Genomic DNA, 18,338 nt, shown 5'->3' with positions numbered 1-18,338 from the left:
TCAGATACTGAAGCTAGAGATTGTGGACTAAAACCTCTCGGTTTTAGTCTATTGCGAAGTGGATAAACGTGGGGTGATTAAGAGATATTTAGCAATTGATTGAGCTTCACAACAAGAGCCGTAAGCTAGCATTAATCCTTAATCCCCATCTGTTTTAATCGCCGGTACAAGGCATTACGGCTGATCCCTAAACGCTTAGCGCATTGGCTCACATTGCCATTACAGGCTTGGTATGCCTGCAGCACATTGCTATAAATCGCCTCATTTAGGGAATCCGATTGAACCTTTGTGACATTCGGCTCCACAGCGAACTTACCACTTTGCAGGGGTGATGCAGAAGGTTGACCACTTACCTCTTTAAATTCTTCACATAAAGATGCAGCTTGTAACAGGTCTCCTTTTAACAGCTCGCATGTGAGTTTGGCCGCCAGATAATCGGGTAAATGTTGCCAATTGAGGGTATTGTCCCCTTCTGCCATCAAGCAAGCGACTTGCATGAGGTTATCCAGCTCACGCAAATTCCCCGGCCAGTCGTATTGCATCATTTTCCCTAACAGTTCTGGGCAGATATCCTGCGCGGCGATACGATGTTTACGATGCAATTTATGGATAATACGCTCGATATCCTGCCGCTCACGCAGCGCAGGTAAACGTACTTGCAGACCATTCAATCGATAGAATAAATCCTGCCGAAACAGCCCCTGCGCCACTTGTTGCTCCAAATCCATATGGGTCGCGGCAATGATTTGAATATCAACTTTAAAACTTTGATTACTGCCTACGGGCACCACTTCGCGCTCTTGCAATACCCTAAGTAAACGACTCTGGGCTGCCAGCGGCATTTCGCCAATTTCATCTAAAAACAAAAAACCGCCGTGGGCTTGGCGAATCTTGCCGATAAATCCCGTACGGTTCGCTCCAGTAAAAGCGCCCGCCTGATAACCAAAGAGTTCAGATTCGACTAACTCGGCAGGCAATGCCGCGCAGTTCACCGCCACTAAATGCTCGGTGCGACGCGCGCTCTGGGCGTGGAGTTTTTTAACAAACTGCTCTTTACCTACGCCGGTTTCACCGAGCACTAACAGCGGAATTTGCTTGGTGATCACCTTATTGGCATGTTGCCATGCGCGCTCAAGTTGAGGGTCGCGAAACCGCACGCCCAGTTGATTAAGCGATTTATTACTAGTCGCTACCCGACTCTTGATGCTGGGAATATTTAAGGGCTGAGTCAGTAGATGCAAGTCTAAATGCTGATTAAAGCCACCCGCACGGCTCCAATTATCGCCTAAGTACTGCTCGACGGCATCGCCAACCTTGGCATGACTAAGCAATTGTTTCGCCATGGGATTGCACCCCACAATGCGACCATCACTATCGGCAATCACTATGCCCTGCCAACCCGAATTCAGTAAATTTGGCTGCGCCGCTAAATCGATTCGATAACGGCTATCGGGCAAGTGACACAAGAGCGCGGTCTCGACCTGCTGCGCCAAACTCGACACTAACATCAGCGTCTGCTGTGTGTGTCTTTGCTGCTCGCTGGTGATATCTATCACCCCGAGCATCTCACCTTGGGGGGAAAATATTGGGCAGGCAGTGCAACTCATAAAACGATTCTGGCGAATAAAATGCTGCTCACCCACCACAGATACAGCTTGTTTGGCGGTGAGCGCCGTCCCTATCGCATTGGTGCCTTTGTGCTGCTCGAGCCAATTCACCCCGATATCCAAAGCCACGTCCGCCAATTTTGTGGAGTAGCGGCTCACGCCCCAGTGCCTAAGCACATAACCCTCGGCATCGGAGAGCAAGAGTCGGCTATTAGAATGCGCCATCAACTGATTGAACAAGGGCAAAGCATGGGATTGCACTAATGCAATGAGCATTTGATATTGCTCATGTTTCTGCTTTAGTTCGCTGGCGTCGAGCCTAAGCTCTTGGGGTAACTGAAATTCTGACAAGCCAGCGCCAATGCTGCGCTGCCACGAATCGGCCAACCACGCCTGTGTCGATGGTAAATGCGGTTTAACTGCCATAGCCGTGCTCCCCCGAGCTGTGTTCCGTTTCGGCACAGTTGCAGTGTGCCATTCGATGACAAAGTGACCACAGGACACACCTCTCTCCCTGAGTGCCCACACTGTTTCAAATCTGCAAAATTAGCTTTTCATCATACTGTTAGCGCAACAAGTGTACAACTCTTGCCAGTTTGGCACTCTCCTTGCGATGCACCCTTAGTATGCAGGCCTTAGGTGTTGCATAAGAGAACACTAAGCTAATCAACAAGAAGGAATGATTCTATGATTTATGCTCAACCCGGAACCGCAGGCGCAATCGTTAACTTCAAAGAAAAATACGCCAACTTCATCGGCGGTAAATGGGTCGCCCCAGTCAATGGCAAATACTTCGACAATCGCTCACCCGTGAATGGCCAAAACTTTTGCCAAATCCCGCGATCCGATGCACAAGATATTGAATTAGCGTTAGATGCAGCCCACGCAGCCAAAGAAGCATGGGGTAAAACTTCAGTCACCGAACGCTCAAACCTGTTACTGCGCATTGCCGATCGGGTCGAACAAAATCTCGAATATTTAGCCGTCGCCGAAACCTGGGAAAACGGTAAAGCGGTGCGTGAAACCTTAAACGCCGACTTGCCCTTATTTGTCGATCACTTCCGCTACTTTGCCGGTTGTATCCGCGCACAGGAAGGCAGCGCCGCCGATATCGACGGCAACACAGTCAGCTATCACTTCCCAGAACCTTTAGGCGTAGTCGGCCAGATCATTCCTTGGAACTTCCCGCTCTTGATGGCAGCATGGAAAATCGCCCCAGCGCTAGCGGCGGGTAACTGTGTGGTACTCAAGCCTGCGGAGCAAACACCAGTATCGATTCTTGTATTACTTGAGCTGATTGAAGACCTATTACCCGCGGGCATTCTTAACGTAGTCAACGGCTTTGGCGCGGAGGCGGGACAAGCTCTGGCCACCAGCAAACGCATTGCTAAGCTTGCGTTTACGGGCTCTACAGAAATTGGTTATCACATTTTAAAATGCGCCGCCGAATCCTTAATCCCATCAACTGTTGAGCTTGGCGGTAAGTCGCCGAACGTATTTTTTGCCGATGTAATGGACCATGAAGACGAATATTTAAATAAAGCCGTCGAAGGTATGTTGCTGGCCTTCTTTAACCAAGGTGAAGTCTGTACTTGCCCGTCACGGGTGCTAGTCCAAGAGTCGATTTTCGATCGCTTCATCGAAAAAGTGCTCGCCCGCGCCCAAACCATTAAGCAAGGCGATCCCTTAGATACCGACACTCAAGTGGGGGCTCAAGCCTCCAAAGAACAGTTCGATAAGATCTTAAGTTACTTAGCCATAGGTAAGGCTGAAGGTGCAGAAGTGCTACTGGGCGGCACACTTTGCCAACTCGATGGCGGCCAAAGCGAAGGCTACTACATCAGCCCAACCATTATGAAAGGCCACAATAAGATGCGTATCTTCCAAGAGGAGATCTTCGGCCCTGTGATTTCGGTCACCACTTTCAAAGATGAAGCCGAAGCCCTAGCGATCGCTAACGATACTGAGTACGGCTTAGGCGCTGGTGTGTGGACGCGGGATATGAACACGGCCCAACGTATGGGGCGCGGCATTCAAGCAGGCCGCGTGTGGATTAACTGTTACCACGCCTATCCTGCCCATGCTGCTTTTGGTGGTTACAAAAAATCCGGTATTGGCCGCGAAACCCATAAGATGATGCTCAACCATTATCAAAATACGAAGAATCTCTTGGTAAGTTACGATGTAAATCCACTGGGTTTCTTCTAAGGAGCTTTGTTAGGAGATTTATCTAAGATACTTTCTATAAAGGACGTCTCTAACCTGCTACAGCGGTTGTTCTTAGCATTTGTTCTTAGCGGTTGCAGCTAAGCGTTGTTGAAGATGGTGCATTCGCAGTGATTGCTGCACAGCAATCACATAAATAAGAAAGGGCGACTCGCCCTTTCTTTGTTTCTGCCTCACATATTAATAAATCAGATGTTTACACAAAAAACTTACAGAAACATACCACCTGAGGCTTCGATACGCTGGGCATTAATCCAAGCGGCCGCTGGCGATAGCAAGGCACTAATCGCGCCGCCGATATCATCCGGCAAGCCCACACGTCCTAACGCAGTTTGCTGCGCTAAAAACTGATTCATCTGTTCATTATCCCGTACAGCACCGCCGCCAAAATCTGTTTCAATCGCCCCAGGGGCAAGCACATTGACCCGAATACCCCTCGGGCCTAACTCCTTCGCCCAATACTTAGTCATAGTTTCGACCGCGCCCTTCATAGTGGCATACGCGCCAAATCCGGGAATCGCAAAGCGCGTCAAGCCGGTGGAAATATTGACAATGCTTCCCCCATCCATCAGCTGCGGCAATAAGGTTTGAGTCAAAAAGAACGGTCCTTTGACGTGGATGTTCATCAAGGTATCGAACTGTTCGATACTGGTTTCCGCCATAGGCACATGAATCCCGATACCTGCATTGTTAATCAAATAGTTAAACGACTCCCGCTGCCAAGTATGAGCTAATACAGTGCTCACTTGGGTGGCAAACTCGGCAAATGAGCCGCTATCGCTCACATCCAGCGGCAGCGCTACCGCTTTGCGTCCCAGCCATTCAATCTCGGCGACCACTTCAGCGGCCGCTGCAGCATTCGTTTGATAGGTCAGGATAATATCTATCCCCTGCGCCGCTAATTTCAGGGCAGTGTTTTTACCTAAACCGCGGCTAGCGCCAGTGATTAGTGCAATTGGAGTCGTGTTCATGGTCAGTCCTTATAATCGTCGCTGGAAGTGAAACCTAAGCCTTGAGGCCTAATTAACTGCACACAGCTTATTACTTGCAATTAACGAGATAAACACACTATAAATGCTAAGACTGTTAGCCAATAAAGGACAATCGCCGTGCAAGATCGACTGCAAGCCATGCAAATTTTTATGCGGGTCGCTGAATTACAAAGCTTTACCCAAGCGAGCGTCAGCTTAGGCCTATCGAAAACCCATGTGTCGAATGTGGTGGCGCAGTTCGAAACATTTCTGGGTGCGCGCTTGTTGCAACGCACCACGCGGACGGTACGCTTAACCCAAGATGGCCAGAGTTGTTATGAGCGCTGTAAAAGTTTACTGGCGGAATTTCAAGAATTAGAAAGCCTGTTCCAACTGCAAGCCGAGCAAGTATCTGGGCGGCTCAGAGTCGATATGTCGACGGGCATTGCCCGCAACTTAGTGCTCCCTAAACTGGCTGAATTTATTGAGCAATATCCGCATATCGAGCTTGAACTGAGCAGCACAGATCGTAAGGTGGATGTCATTGCCGAAGGGTTCGACTGTGTGATTAGGGTCGGCAGTGTGCAGCAAGAAGGATTAATAGCGAAAAAACTGGGGCATTTTAAGATGCTGAACTGTGTCAGCCCAGCCTATATTGCCAAATACGGTAAACCCGAAAGCCTTGAAGATTTGACCCAACACAACCACAAACTCGTCCACTACGTAAGCCAATTAGGCGGCACTGACTCAGGCTTTGAATATCAAGATCCCCACACTCATCAAGCGAACCTAACTATCCAACTGCCTAAATTGATTACGGTAAATAATGCCGATGCCTATAGCTCAGCCTGCTTGGCGGGGCTGGGGATCATTCAAGTCCCTAGCATAGGGGTGGCGAAGTATTTACACACTGGAGAGTTGGTCGAGATCCTGCCAAATTACCCCGCGCCACCTATGCCTGTAAGCTTGCAGTATCCCCACAGGCGGCACCTATCTAAACGCCTGCAAGTCTTTATGGCATGGTTAAATCAGCAGATGACGCCATTTTTAGTCCCACATTAGTGACTTTTCGATGGCCGCTAAACGCTGAGCCAATTCGGCCATAGCGGCGGCCGTTTGCGGATCGCTTTGGGGATTAACAACTTCAATCAGCTTAAGTTTCGGCCGCGCCGTTAACCAAAAGCTGCCCGCAGTAATGACTAAATCCAGCACAAACTGACCGTAATAGTGCAGTCGCAAGCGGTTATCGGCTATGGGCCAGTGTGAGTGCAGTAAAAACGAATCATACATTTGCGCCAAAGATGTCGTCGCAATGAGCTTAAACGCTTCATCAAGCAGGCTAAACTCGGTTGATTCTTCGAAGGGACAATCAAAAGAAGTAATGACCAAATACCCTAAGGTTTTATTGGGTAAAACGCAGCGATATTGGCCTTCAATCACTAAGCCTGCAATAAAGGCATGAGTATGTTGGCCATTGAAATACAAAGGCATTTGCAGTGGATTAAGCTCAAGTCCATCGGTACGTGCTGTTAGCAATGAAAACGCCGTTATCGGCTGCATCCCCTTACCCCACTTATCTCGCCTGTCCGCGAAAACACATGTCACGCGGCTCTTGCGGATTCAAATCACTAGGACTGGCGGCTTTTCCAATAACAGCCCAATAAGATCAAGTAACCGACAAAATATGCCACGAGATCGAGTGGATCAAAATGGCTACCTATCACTATCCGCGCCAAGCGATTTCCGCCCAAGCCTAGCTTGTCGACTAAACCCCAATACTGGCCAAACTCGATAGCAAAGGCAAACAGCAATACCGCAAACGCCAGCCAAGGAGTTTGAAATAAGTGCTTAATGCCATCGCCGGTGTTTTTTGCTGCGGTATTTTCTACCGGATGGGTATGAGTGACTGGAGCGACAGCCCGCGCCATGCAAAACAGCAAGATCACTACCAATACATCGCCCACAAAACCACGAATAAAACCCGCAGGCGCATATAAAGCGATTAAGACTTCAGTCAAAAATAATAAAACGGCATAAATAAAAAAGGATTTACGACTCGGATTGCGGCTGATGAAAGCGCGAATAACGGCGGTAGACATAGATAAGTTAGTCCCTAACTTCACTCGGTTGAGGTGGCAGAATTTACCGTAATACCAAGAGGTTAACAAGCGAGTTTCGTTGACATTTAAGACTCGTCACCCAGGCAAGCGCGCCACTTAACCCCATCAACTCAATGAATGTTCGCGCCTCAAAATTTAAGCGAGGTTTAAGTTTGGGTTAAGTAGCCTACACCTAAACCAACTTAGGAGCGTCACACCATGTCATCAAACACACTGCAAACCATCAAAGTCTGGGACCTGTTGATCCGCATATTCCATTGGTCTCTCGTCGGCTTTTTCACCTTAGCCTACCTCACTGAAGGCGAAGACGAGTGGATGACCATCCACAGTTACGCAGGTTATAGCATCTTAATTTTACTGGTGTTTCGTCTGCTGTGGGGCGTGATTGGTACCCACAATGCGCGCTTTAGCAACTTTATCACTCGCCCTAAAGAAGTGCTGGTGTACCTCAAAGGGCTCATCACAGGCAAAGCCAAAGACTACATAGGCCATAACCCCGCTGGAGCAATGATGATAGTGGCCTTGATTGCCAGCATCGCCATCACGGGATTCTCAGGCATGGCTCTATACGCCACCGACGGACACGGCCCATTAGCCACGAGCTTTTTCGCCACTTGGCCCGAAGGCGCCATAAAAGAAGTCCATGAATTCTTTGCCAACTTCACCGTGTTCCTTGTGGTCATCCATGTTGGCGGCGTCATCGTCAGCAGCCTGTTACACAAAGAAAATTTAGTCAGAGCCATGGTCACGGGCAAGAAACAACGCCCAGTGGAACAAGAAGATTAATCCATTAGCCATTTTGCTTAGCAACAAGACATCCAGCCCAAAAGGAATGCCCTATGAACAGATTCACCAGACACACGAATAAAAGTCGCCTTGCTATCGTCGCGATTTCCACCTTGCTGCTGACTAGCCTCAGCGTTAGCGCCGCCAACAGTAAAGTGCAAAGCCTGCCACTGAGCGCCGAGCGTATTGGCACGCAGCTGCAAAGTTATCAAGCCCAAGGCGCAGGACCCTTTACCGCCGCCGCAGGACAAAAGCTTTGGCTACAGGACATGGACGGTCGCAGCTGCGCCAGTTGCCATACCGCCAAAGTCACCGACATGGGGATGCACCAAAATACCCGTAAACCCATTGACCCTATGGCGCCGTCGATTACCGCAGATCGGTTAACCGACTCAGCCAAAATCGAGAAATGGTTTACCCGTAACTGTAACTGGACCTTTAAACGCGACTGCACGCCACAGGAAAAAGGCGATGCCTTACTCTGGTTAAGCCTGCAATAACCGCCAAATTTCGACCTTATAGCTCATTCAATTAGATCAATTAATTTCAATACCTTCCACAGAAGGTAACGGCACAAAAAGGAAGATGTCATGACTAAACAAGCACACCCTATTAGCTGGTTCTTAGGTTCATCACTCACAGCTGCGGCATTAGCCATTGGCGTTATCGGTGTCAGCCTAACCTTAACCGGCACAGGCTATGCGGACGATGGCCGTGGGCTTAGCCGCGCCATTCCACAAAATGCGGAATATACGGCAGAATGTGGCAGCTGCCACATGGCTTACCCCGCGAACTTACTCCCCGCCGACAAGTGGCGCGCCATTACCGCAAATCTTGAGAATCACTTTGGCGACAACGCCAGCCTAGATCCTCAAGTCACTGCTAGAATTGAGGAATATCTGGTTCAACATGCGGCGCAAAATGGTAAGGTGATGAAAAACAGCACGCCACTGCTTGCAGGCGCTGGGCCGCAGAAGATCACAGAACAGGCATTTTTTATTCGCAAACACGATGAGATCCCAAGACGTATGGTGCAAGATAACCCCAAAGTCGGCTCATTCAGTCAATGCAGCAATTGTCACAACCTCGCAGAAAAGGGCATATTCGATGAAGATACCGTTAATATTCCTGGCTTTGGCCGTTGGGATGATTAGCAGCCCCAGCTGCGATGCCCACGACGATGATCTTTCAAACAAGGTGGTCGAGTGGGTTAAGGAGGGCAAGGTTTTGCCCTTCGACACCATAATGCAACGCTATGAATCACGGCTAAAGGGACGGTTGCTCGATCTCGAAGTCGAGCAAAAACATGGCAGGATCATCTACGAGCTCGAAATCCTCCGTGACGATGGCATAGTGTATGAAATCAAGATTGACGCCAAAACCGGCGAGTGGCTAAAGGAAAAGGTCGACTGATGCGTTTGCTATTGATTGAAGATGATACCGATCTGGTCGCGCGCCTCATCCCCGCCCTTAACAAGGCGGGTTATACCGTCGAACACGCCGATAACGGTATCGACGGTGCCTTTTTAGGCGAAGAAGAAAACTTCGAAGCCGTGATCCTCGATCTCGGTTTACCCGGCAAACCCGGTTTACACGTCCTCGGCCAATGGCGACAAAAAGGCTTAGCCATGCCAGTGCTGATCCTCACCGCTCGTGATGCGTGGCATGAGCGGGTCGATGGCCTCAAGGCGGGTGCCGATGATTACCTCGGCAAGCCTTTTCATATTGAAGAACTACTCGCAAGGCTCGAAGTGTTGATCCGCCGCCACTTTGGCCGCGCCGACAATGTGTTGCAACATGCGGGCGTTTCCCTCGATGTCGACAAACAAGCCGTCACCAATGTCGACGGTGAAGTGATAGAGTTGACTAAGATTGAATATCGCCTACTGCATTATTTAATGGTCAACCCCAGCAAAATCGTCTCTAAGTCAGAGCTCAGTGAACGCATTTACGAAGAAGATCAAATCAAAGACAGCAATGTCATCGAAGTGTACGTCAACCGCCTGCGCCAACGCTTAGGCAAGGATTATATCGAAACCCGCCGCGGCCAAGGTTATCGACTCAAGGAGTAAAAGGCGTGTATTCACTCAAGGGTTATCTGACGCGCAATCTGCTGATCACGCTCACCTTTGCCATGGTACTGTTACTGTATTTTCTGTACCAAGGTATCCAAATATTAACCCAAGACTTTGTTGCCTCGCGATTGCAACACGATGCCGACAGCCTGATCTCCGCCCTGAATAACAATCCCGATGGCACCTGGGCGCTCACCACCGACCGCTTGCCCAATGTGTACCACAGAGTTAATTCTGGGCATTATTTTGCGATTCAAATCGGCGAGCAAACCCTGCGCTCACGCTCCCTATTCGACCATAACGTGAACATGCCAAAACTGATCGCCGGTGAGCACCACCAAGCCACTGAGTTTGTCGGCAAAGAACATTGGCTGATGTTCAGTCAGGCCGTAATCAAAGATGATCAATTAGTTACCCTGTGGGTGACAGAAGACATCAGCGAGCTCGAACAAACTCAAGTACAGTTTTTAGCCTTTGCTAGCGCGGCCGTGTTGCTCACGATTGTTATTCTATTACTGGCACAGTATCAGCTACTGAAACGCGGCTTTAAACCCTTAGAGCAGATGCCTGAAGCCATACGGCAGATGCGCACCCAAGGGCAAGAAATTAATCCAGACCAAATGCCGAGCGAAATCATCCCGCTGATTGAAGAGATAGATCGTTTAGTCAATCAATTGGGCCAAAGAGTACAACGCTCCCGTAATGCCTTGGGTAACTTAGCCCACGAAATGAAACGTCCGCTACAAGGGCTGCAGTCCTACCTAGAAAGCCTTCCACCAGAACAGAGGAGTGAGGGCAGCAAGGTGCTCGCAAACCTGCACCACATCATTGAGAGAGAGCTTAAGCGCACTAAGATTGTCGGCCTGTCCACTCCGGGGCGTTATACCGTGCTCGATGACGACCTCGCGCCGCTGATTCAAGTGATGCAGCGCATCTACCCAGACCGCATTATTCATAGCCATTACGCGAGTGGCTTAGTGATGCCATTTGACCGCGATGACTTACTCGAACTCTTAGGCAATTTACTGGATAACGCCTGCAAACATAGCCGCAAGAACATTGAGATCCGTATAGTGCATCAAACGGCTCCCAACGCAGGTTATGGGATCATAGTCAGCGATGATGGAGAAGGCGTCTCTGATGCCGCACTGTCGATTATCATCGAGCGCGGCATTCGGCTAGATGAAAGCATCCAAGGCCATGGCTTAGGATTATCAATCTGTAAAGATATCGTCGACAGTTATCAGGGCGAACTCAGCTTTAGCCACGCGCAACAAGGTGGACTCGAAGCCAGCGTATTTCTGCCGATCCCGAGTTAAGCGGTATACTCAGCCAAACCATGCTCAATCAAACCTGCCGCCACATAATGTAGACCAGCGAACGGACTTAAGTATTCGCGCCATAATGTCGCACCATTAGGCCCTTTGCATAACACACGTCAGAGATTTATATGAAAGTTATCGACCTAAAATCGGCCCCGCAGTACATTCCACTGCTGGCACAATGGCATCATCAAGAATGGGCACATTTAAGTTCCGCGGACGCCACAGTCACCACACTCATTGAGCAGATGAGCGAGTACCTCACCGACGCTGCCATTCCTAAGATGTTTATCTGTGAAGACGCTAACCAAGTCATGGGCTCCTCCTCATTAACCGCAGCAGATATGGATACCCGAACCGACTTAAGCCCTTGGCTGGCCAATGTGTATGTTAATCCACACTATCGAAATAAAGGCTTAGGGAAATTATTAGTCAATGCCGTCGTTGATTATGCCAAAGCACTCGGATTACAAAAAATCTATTTGTTTACCGCAGACAAAGCAGAATTTTATCAAACGCTTGGTTGGTCAAAGATTTCACGGGAAGATTATATGGGCGAGATGGTCACGATAATGGAATATGAATTTAAGAAGTGAATGTTTAAGGAGAGTGAGCAAGCCCCACGACGGGCGTCGTGAAGCTGTACATGCTGGCTAAATATCTAGATGTGATATCCAATACTTAGCGACAAGCCAATGGCTTTAGTCAATTTCTATATCCACGCCGAAACGATTGGATAGTTGGCGTTGCTCGTGCAGAATTTCAATTCGGCGGCGAGTGTCTTGGGTCAACTTGTCTTTGAGGCGCAAACCACTAGTAATGGCGGCTTTTTTTGCTTTCTTGCTCTTAGTTGTCGTTGCATCCGTTGGACTCTCGACGGCTTGAGATTCGATAGACATAGCTAACTCCTTTAATTAGAACCTTAAATAGGCTCTTCCAGTAAATCCCTGCTCAAAACGAACAAACAGGTCATCTTTATAATGAGTCAATTCGCCATTCACTATTTAAGTAATAGATAATTTGGCGACTCATAAACTTACGGCTCATATCATTTACCTAAGCCAACAAAATTCAATCACATGCTAACAGGATAAAAATAATCGAGACGTAAGGTCGAAATGAAAAACTGAGTATTGATTGACTTCATCGGTGTAACAGAACCCTAACGAGCCCTAAATTTCCAGCGACAAAGCGGCATAACATAGGTAGAGAAAGAACAGGTGGTAATGCAGAAAGGTTGGTAAGCTCGAGCGGCAAAGCGCTGCTGCGCAACAATTAGGCTGCGCAACAGTACTACATCTAGCCTAGATTTACGACTTATATGGCATAGCTCCAAGGTAATCTTTCTTGCCAATTTCAACACCGTTGTGGCGCAAAATCGCGTAGGCTGTTGTTACATGGAAGTAAATGTTCGGAATCGCATGCTCAATAGCAAACTCATAACCCGTAAGATATTTTCCTTCCCAACGCGGTTGTGAGACATGGATCGTGGCCGCATTAGCAAAATCATCCGCTTTGAACGTCGCTAAGTAATCTAATACAGAGCTAATACGAGCTTGTAATTCAGTTAAAGTCGTTTCGCTATCGTCGTGCTTTGGCACTGTATCTAAGTTATCGGTCAAACGTGCCACGCCAATTTTGGCAGTATCGCAGGCAATCTGAACTTGGCGAATAAGGTTAAATTGATCCGGCGCTAAACGTGAGTTTAATAGCACCGCCATATCGACTTTCTTGAGGTTTGCGAAGCATTCGCCCTTTTCAAGAATAACGCTTAAATTTTTCAGCATCTTGCTAAATTGTACAACCGTTAAATCATAAAGCATGGCATTGACCTCAGTGATGGACGCTACAAAACTGCAGCACTTAAGACTATCTTGGGGCAAATAACTCAATTTCAATCATTCTTGGAATTTAAGTATTTGCTTAACAATAAACACACCTAAATAAGCCCTATTAAGCAGCTAAAAATAACAAGAAACAGGTGAAATCTTGTGAGGCAGAGTATTTATCAAGCGAAAGAAGGTTAATATTCAATCAGAAAAACAGTAATAGACGGTACAAAATTTGGACAATTGAACGAATAACAGCTTGAGATATCACCAATAATGTTAATTTCTCCACAACGGAAAAAGCCTCTACATTGCTGTAGAGGCTTTCATCTTTATGATGGCGGGTGAAATATCGCGCAGCGATAAGCTCATGAAGGAGAGGCATGGATAATGGAATGGACCCATCCACTTTTAATCGGCCTCGCAATGGGCCACGATGTAGTCGCTAAAACTCATCAGAAAGAGGACGGGTCCACTTATGAAGATTACTACAATTGGTTTAGATATCGCAAAGTCTGTTTTTCATGCTGTTGGTGTCGATAAAGCTGGCAAGTTAATTAAAAAGAAAATGCTTAGACGCAAAGACTTACTTCCCTTTCTTGCTCAAATTGAGCCGTGTCTGATTGTGATGGAAGCCTGTAGTGGGGCAAATTATTGGGCCAGAGAATTTGAGCTGTTGGGCCATAACGTCAAGCTAATCGCACCTCAATTTGTGGTGCCTTTTCGGCAAGGTAATAAAAATGACTACAACGATGCCTTAGCCATCGCTGAAGCTGCGCAGCGACCCAGTATGCGGTTTGTAAAACCCAAAAGCGTTGAGCAGCAAGATGTGCAACTGCTCCACCGCATGCGCGAACGATTAACTAAACAATCAACCGCCTTAATCAATCAAGTCAGAGGGATGTTAGCGGAATACGGCATCGTGATAGCCAAGAGTAAATCGGCTTTTAAAGTACAGTTCCCAGATATTTTAGCGGATGAAACCAATGCGCTAACCACCAAAGGTCGGGCCATTTTTTATCAGTTATATGAAGAGTTTAGTGATATAGAAAAACGGCTTAAGGGTTGTGACGTTCAAGTGCTCACTGAAACTAAGAACAATGTGATTTGCCAGCGTTTAGAAACTATCCCAGGTATTGGTCCAGTCACCGCTACCGCCTTTTATGCCGCCGCAGGTGACGGTAAAGACTTCACTAATGGCAGGCACTTTTCAGCTTGGTGTGGCTTAGTTCCCAAGCAACACAGCAGTGGAGGTAAAGATAACCTCCTTGGGATAAGCAAACGGGGAAATGCGTATTTACGCACCCTGTTCATCCACGGCGCCAGAGCCGTGTTGCAACACAGTTGTCATAAACAGGATAAATTTAGCTGCTGGGCAATCCAGTTAGCAGAACGCCGAGGTTTTAACCGAGCCTGTGTAGCCGTCGCCAATAAACTCGCGAGAATGGCATGGGTTATCGCGGCGCATGACGAAGAATATCGACTTCCAGTATAGTGCTGAATAGATTCAATAAACGTTAATAATTAACCAACCAACCAGCAAGTTGCTAAGACACTTGAATTGATGATGAGACAGTCAGACTGATCTACCGAAAACCTTAGCTCGGCATAGGCTCATAATGAAGCCGCAAGGATGATAAGGACAGTAGAAGCAGATATCCATCAGGGCCAGAGGCATACCTCAATAACAGGCCGGATATATGGGTGCAATGAACTCTTCTCAAAATCGCTATCGAATGTCTTGCAAACCGGATGGGTCCATATATGCCGAGCAGGGCTGTTAAGCAGGGATGCTGTTCCGCGACGATTGAAATAGATAAATTCCAGATACGAAAAAGCCCTAACATTGCTGTTAGGGCTTATCGAAATGTTGGCGGAGCGGACGGGACTCGAACCCGCGACCCCCGGCGTGACAGGCCGGTATTCTAACCAACTGAACTACCGCTCCTTTAGTCTAACGTTTGCACGTTAACCTAAATTAGGCGCTTGGCGATGACCTACTCTCACATGGGGAGACCCCACACTACCATCGGCGCGTTTGCGTTTCACTTCTGAGTTCGGGATGGGATCAGGTGGTTCCACAAGGCTATTGTCACCAAGCAAATTCTGTTTATTACCGTGTCCATCGCTGGACCACGTTAATAATAATTCGGAAAGCTGATTTGCTTTGTTTGAGTTCACACTTCATCAAGTGTCGATATTCTGTCTAAGGCTTTTCGTACGACCTCCATGGATGGAGGAAGTGCTAGAAAATGTCTGGAACATTTTCAGTAAAACCCATCTGGGTTGTATGGTTAAGCCTCTCGAGTCATTAGTACATGTTAGCTCAACGCCTCACAACGCTTACACACCATGCCTATCAACGTCCTAGTCTCGAACGGCTCTTTAGAGGAATTAAATTCCTAGGGATGACTCATCTTAGGGCTCGCTTCCCGCTTAGATGCTTTCAGCGGTTATCGATTCCGAACGTAGCTACCGGGCAATGCCATTGGCATGACAACCCGAACACCAGCGGTTCGTCCACTCCGGTCCTCTCGTACTAGGAGCAGCTCCCTTCAATCATCCAACGCCCACGGCAGATAGGGACCGAACTGTCTCACGACGTTCTGAACCCAGCTCGCGTACCACTTTAAATGGCGAACAGCCATACCCTTGGGACCGACTTCAGCCCCAGGATGTGATGAGCCGACATCGAGGTGCCAAACACCGCCGTCGATATGAACTCTTGGGCGGTATCAGCCTGTTATCCCCGGAGTACCTTTTATCCGTTGAGCGATGGCCCTTCCATTCAGAACCACCGGATCACTATGACCTACTTTCGTACCTGCTCGACGTGTATGTCTCGCAGTTAAGCTGGCTTATGCCATTGCACTAACCGTACGATGTCCGACCGTACTTAGCCAACCTTCGTGCTCCTCCGTTACTCTTTGGGAGGAGACCGCCCCAGTCAAACTACCCACCAGGCACTGTCCCTAATCCCGATAAGGGACCTAGGTTAGAACATCAAAACTACAAGGGTGGTATTTCAAGGACGACTCCATCATGACTAGCGTCACAACTTCAAAGTCTCCCACCTATCCTACACATGTAGGTTCAATGTTCAGTGCCAAGCTATAGTAAAGGTTCACGGGGTCTTTCCGTCTAGCCGCGGGTATACGGCATCTTCACCGCAATTTCAACTTCACTGAGTCTCGGCTGGAGACAGCGTGGCCATCATTACGCCATTCGTGCAGGTCGGAACTTACCCGACAAGGAATTTCGCTACCTTAGGACCGTTATAGTTACGGCCGCCGTTTACCGGGGCTTCGATCATGAGCTTCTCTTGCGATAACCCAATCAATTAACCTTCCGGCACCGGGCAGGCGTCACACCGTATACTTCCTCTTGCGAGTTTGCACAGTGCTGTGTTTTTGATAAACAGTTGCAGCCACCTGGTATCTGCGACTCCCGTCAGCTTAGAGAGCAAGTCTCATCACCAACAGGAGCGTACCTTCTCCCGAAGTTACGGTACCATTTTGCCTAGTTCCTTCAGCCGAGTTCTCTCAAGCGCCTTGGTATTCTCTACCCGACCACCTGTGTCGGTTTGGGGTACGATTCCCGCTAACCTGAAGCTTAGAAGATTTTCCTGGAAGCATGGCATCAACTACTTCAGTCCCTTAGGACCTCGTCATCAGCTCTCAGTCTGCACACTAAAGTGCGATTCCCCGGATTTGCCTAAGAAATCAACCTACCACCTTAAACGCGGACTACCAACGCCGCGCTAGCCTAGCCTTCTCCGTCTCTCCATCGCAGTTAGCGGAAGTACAGAAATATTAATCTGTTTCCCATCGATTACGCCTTTCGGCCTCACCTTAGGGGTCGACTCACCCTGCCCCGATTAACGTTGGACAGGAACCCTTGGTCTTTCGGCGAGGGGGTTTTTCACCCCCTTTATCGTTACTCATGTCAGCATTCGCACTTCTGATACCTCCAGCGTGGGTTACCCCTTCACCTTCAACGGCTTACAGAACGCTCCTCTACCGCGCACAGTAAACTGTGCACCCGTAGCTTCGGTGACTAGCTTAGCCCCGTTACATCTTCCGCGCAGGCCGACTCGACTAGTGAGCTATTACGCTTTCTTTAAATGATGGCTGCTTCTAAGCCAACATCCTAGCTGTCTAAGCCTTCCCACATCGTTTCCCACTTAGCTAGTACTTTGGGACCTTAGCTGACGGTCTGGGTTGTTTCCCTTTTGACGACGGACGTTAGCACCCGCCGTCTGTCTCCCGAGTAGTACTCATTGGTATTCGGAGTTTGCAAAGGGTTGGTAAGTCGGGATGACCCCCTAGCCTTAACAGTGCTCTACCCCCAATGGTATTCGCTCGAGGCGCTACCTAAATAGCTTTCGAGGAGAACCAGATATCTCCCGGTTTGATTGGCCTTTCACCCCCAGCCACAAGTCATCCGCTAATTTTTCAACATTAGTCGGTTCGGTCCTCCAGTTGATGTTACTCAACCTTCAACCTGCCCATGGCTAGATCACCGGGTTTCGGGTCTACACCTTGCAACTAAACGCGCAGTTAACACTCGGTTTCCCTACGGCTCCGCTATTCGCTTAACCTCGCTACAAAATGTAAGTCGCTGACCCATTATACAAAAGGTACGCAGTCACGGTCTCAAGAACCGCTCCCACTGCTTGTACGTATACGGTTTCAGGTTCTATTTCACTCCCCTCACAGGGGTTCTTTTCGCCTTTCCCTCACGGTACTGGTTCACTATCGGTCAGTCAGGAGTATTTAGCCTTGGAGGATGGTCCCCCCATATTCAAACAGGATGTCACGTGTCCCGCCTTACTCGTTTTCATCAATGGTTAGTTTTCATGTACGGGGCTATCACCCTGTGCCGCTGTGCTTTCCAACACATTCCACTAACACCCCACTGACTTAAGGGCTAATCCCCGTTCGCTCGCCGCTACTAGGGGAATCTCGGTTGATTTCTTTTCCTCCGGGTACTTAGATGTTTCAGTTCCCCGGGTTCGCCTCGCAACACTATGTATTCATGTTGCGATAACAGCTTATGCTGCTGGGTTCCCCCATTCGGACATCGTTAGCTCAAATGCTTGTTACTAGCTCGCCAACGCTTTTCGCAAGTTACTACGTCCTTCATCGCCTCTGACTGCCAAGGCATCCACCGTATACGCTTAGTCGCTTAACCATACAACCCAAATGAGTTTCACTCATCTGCGCCGCATTGCGACCAGCTTGGTTTTACTTGTCTCACTTCTGACCAAAGAAGTGGACGCGCCTTAGACGCAAACTATTCAATAAAGAATAATTTACTTTTTGAATATTCAAGACACTTAATAAAGTGTTTGAGAACTCATGATGCAAACGTTTCCACGTTTACATCGGTTTGTAAGTAAC

At 48.4% G+C, this 18,338-nt stretch carries 16 protein-coding genes, 1 tRNA gene and 2 rRNA genes; 10 read left to right on the top strand and 9 right to left on the bottom strand.

Going from position 1 to position 18,338, the window contains the following annotated elements; all coding sequences use genetic code 11:
• Nucleotides 1-131: 131 nt before the first annotated feature.
• Nucleotides 132-2,033: a sigma-54-dependent Fis family transcriptional regulator gene (locus tag AC5YB3_RS13185; RefSeq protein ID WP_494525478.1), complete on the bottom strand. Its 1,902-nt coding sequence runs from the start codon at nt 2,031-2,033 to the stop codon at nt 132-134.
• 261 nt (nt 2,034-2,294) lie between these two features.
• On the opposite strand from AC5YB3_RS13185, the gene exaC reads away from it, so the two are divergent.
• The gene (gene exaC, locus AC5YB3_RS13180; RefSeq protein ID WP_006079725.1) at nt 2,295-3,815 is read left to right on the top strand and encodes an acetaldehyde dehydrogenase ExaC; all 1,521 of its coding nucleotides are present in this window, start codon (nt 2,295-2,297) and stop codon (nt 3,813-3,815) included.
• A 227-nt stretch (nt 3,816-4,042) separates the two neighbouring features.
• Here the strand turns inward: exaC and AC5YB3_RS13175 are convergent, their stop codons facing one another.
• Nucleotides 4,043-4,804, bottom strand: coding sequence for an SDR family NAD(P)-dependent oxidoreductase (locus tag AC5YB3_RS13175; RefSeq protein WP_413491300.1), 762 nt, complete (start codon nt 4,802-4,804; stop codon nt 4,043-4,045).
• Between the two features lie 138 nt (nt 4,805-4,942).
• Between AC5YB3_RS13175 and AC5YB3_RS13170 the strand changes: the two genes are divergently transcribed.
• Nucleotides 4,943-5,866: a LysR family transcriptional regulator gene (locus AC5YB3_RS13170; protein ID WP_494525477.1), complete on the top strand. Its 924-nt coding sequence runs from the start codon at nt 4,943-4,945 to the stop codon at nt 5,864-5,866.
• On the opposite strand, the gene AC5YB3_RS13165 is transcribed toward AC5YB3_RS13170, so the two are convergent.
• Nucleotides 5,852-6,364: a hypothetical protein gene (locus AC5YB3_RS13165; RefSeq protein ID WP_494525476.1), complete on the bottom strand. Its 513-nt coding sequence runs from the start codon at nt 6,362-6,364 to the stop codon at nt 5,852-5,854. The genes AC5YB3_RS13170 and AC5YB3_RS13165 overlap by 15 nt on opposite strands.
• Nucleotides 6,365-6,432: 68 nt before the next feature.
• Nucleotides 6,433-6,903 carry a ribosomal maturation YjgA family protein gene (locus AC5YB3_RS13160; RefSeq protein WP_494525475.1) on the bottom strand — a complete coding sequence of 157 codons (471 nt, stop codon included), beginning with the start codon at nt 6,901-6,903 and terminating at the stop codon, nt 6,433-6,435.
• A 219-nt stretch (nt 6,904-7,122) separates the two neighbouring features.
• Here AC5YB3_RS13160 and AC5YB3_RS13155 point away from each other — a divergent pair, with 219 nt between their 5' ends.
• The 7 genes from AC5YB3_RS13155 to AC5YB3_RS13125 all read left to right on the top strand — a co-directional run bounded on the left by AC5YB3_RS13155 (nt 7,123) and on the right by AC5YB3_RS13125 (nt 11,703).
• A complete protein-coding gene (locus tag AC5YB3_RS13155) occupies nt 7,123-7,710 on the top strand; it encodes a cytochrome b/b6 domain-containing protein (RefSeq protein WP_011845505.1) in 588 nt (195 codons plus the stop codon).
• A 53-nt stretch (nt 7,711-7,763) separates the two neighbouring features.
• Nucleotides 7,764-8,210 carry a DUF1924 domain-containing protein gene (locus AC5YB3_RS13150; RefSeq protein WP_259578684.1) on the top strand — a complete coding sequence of 149 codons (447 nt, stop codon included), beginning with the start codon at nt 7,764-7,766 and terminating at the stop codon, nt 8,208-8,210.
• A gap of 90 nt (nt 8,211-8,300) precedes the next feature.
• Nucleotides 8,301-8,864, top strand: coding sequence for a diheme cytochrome c (locus tag AC5YB3_RS13145; protein ID WP_011845503.1), 564 nt, complete (start codon nt 8,301-8,303; stop codon nt 8,862-8,864).
• Nucleotides 8,857-9,123 (top strand): PepSY domain-containing protein, encoded by a 267-nt coding sequence (locus AC5YB3_RS13140; protein ID WP_011845502.1) that lies wholly within the window; start codon nt 8,857-8,859, stop codon nt 9,121-9,123. Before AC5YB3_RS13145 ends, AC5YB3_RS13140 begins: the two co-directional genes overlap by 8 nt.
• Complete coding sequence (locus tag AC5YB3_RS13135) at nt 9,123-9,782, top strand: winged helix-turn-helix domain-containing protein (RefSeq protein ID WP_012586486.1); 660 nt, start codon at nt 9,123-9,125, stop codon at nt 9,780-9,782. Before AC5YB3_RS13140 ends, AC5YB3_RS13135 begins: the two co-directional genes overlap by 1 nt.
• 5 nt (nt 9,783-9,787) lie before the next feature.
• Complete coding sequence (locus tag AC5YB3_RS13130; RefSeq protein ID WP_494525474.1) at nt 9,788-11,104, top strand: sensor histidine kinase; 1,317 nt, start codon at nt 9,788-9,790, stop codon at nt 11,102-11,104.
• Nucleotides 11,105-11,235: 131 nt separating this feature from the next.
• A complete protein-coding gene (locus AC5YB3_RS13125) occupies nt 11,236-11,703 on the top strand; it encodes a GNAT family N-acetyltransferase (protein WP_494525473.1) in 468 nt (155 codons plus the stop codon).
• A gap of 105 nt (nt 11,704-11,808) precedes the next feature.
• Here the strand turns inward: AC5YB3_RS13125 and AC5YB3_RS13120 are convergent, their stop codons facing one another.
• Nucleotides 11,809-12,006 carry a hypothetical protein gene (locus tag AC5YB3_RS13120; RefSeq protein WP_006079715.1) on the bottom strand — a complete coding sequence of 66 codons (198 nt, stop codon included), beginning with the start codon at nt 12,004-12,006 and terminating at the stop codon, nt 11,809-11,811.
• Nucleotides 12,007-12,417: 411 nt separating this feature from the next.
• Nucleotides 12,418-12,930, bottom strand: coding sequence for a DUF1993 domain-containing protein (locus AC5YB3_RS13115; RefSeq protein ID WP_006079714.1), 513 nt, complete (start codon nt 12,928-12,930; stop codon nt 12,418-12,420).
• A gap of 484 nt (nt 12,931-13,414) precedes the next feature.
• Here AC5YB3_RS13115 and AC5YB3_RS13110 point away from each other — a divergent pair, with 484 nt between their 5' ends.
• Nucleotides 13,415-14,431 (top strand): IS110-like element ISSba19 family transposase, encoded by a 1,017-nt coding sequence (locus tag AC5YB3_RS13110; RefSeq protein ID WP_494525472.1) that lies wholly within the window; start codon nt 13,415-13,417, stop codon nt 14,429-14,431.
• Nucleotides 14,432-14,807: 376 nt separating this feature from the next.
• On the opposite strand, the gene AC5YB3_RS13105 is transcribed toward AC5YB3_RS13110, so the two are convergent.
• From AC5YB3_RS13105 to AC5YB3_RS13095, 3 genes are all read right to left on the bottom strand, one after another.
• Nucleotides 14,808-14,884 (bottom strand) — tRNA-Asp (locus AC5YB3_RS13105).
• 36 nt (nt 14,885-14,920) lie between these two features.
• Nucleotides 14,921-15,036, bottom strand: a 5S ribosomal RNA gene (gene rrf / locus AC5YB3_RS13100).
• A gap of 190 nt (nt 15,037-15,226) precedes the next feature.
• Nucleotides 15,227-18,129: ribosomal RNA gene (locus AC5YB3_RS13095) — 23S ribosomal RNA — on the bottom strand.
• Nucleotides 18,130-18,338: the final 209 nt, after the last annotated feature.

It is taken from the genome of Shewanella sp. 1311 (genome assembly GCF_059338235.1).
Note: the sequence above shows the minus strand (reverse complement) of the source record. Positions and strands in the feature narration are given on the sequence as shown.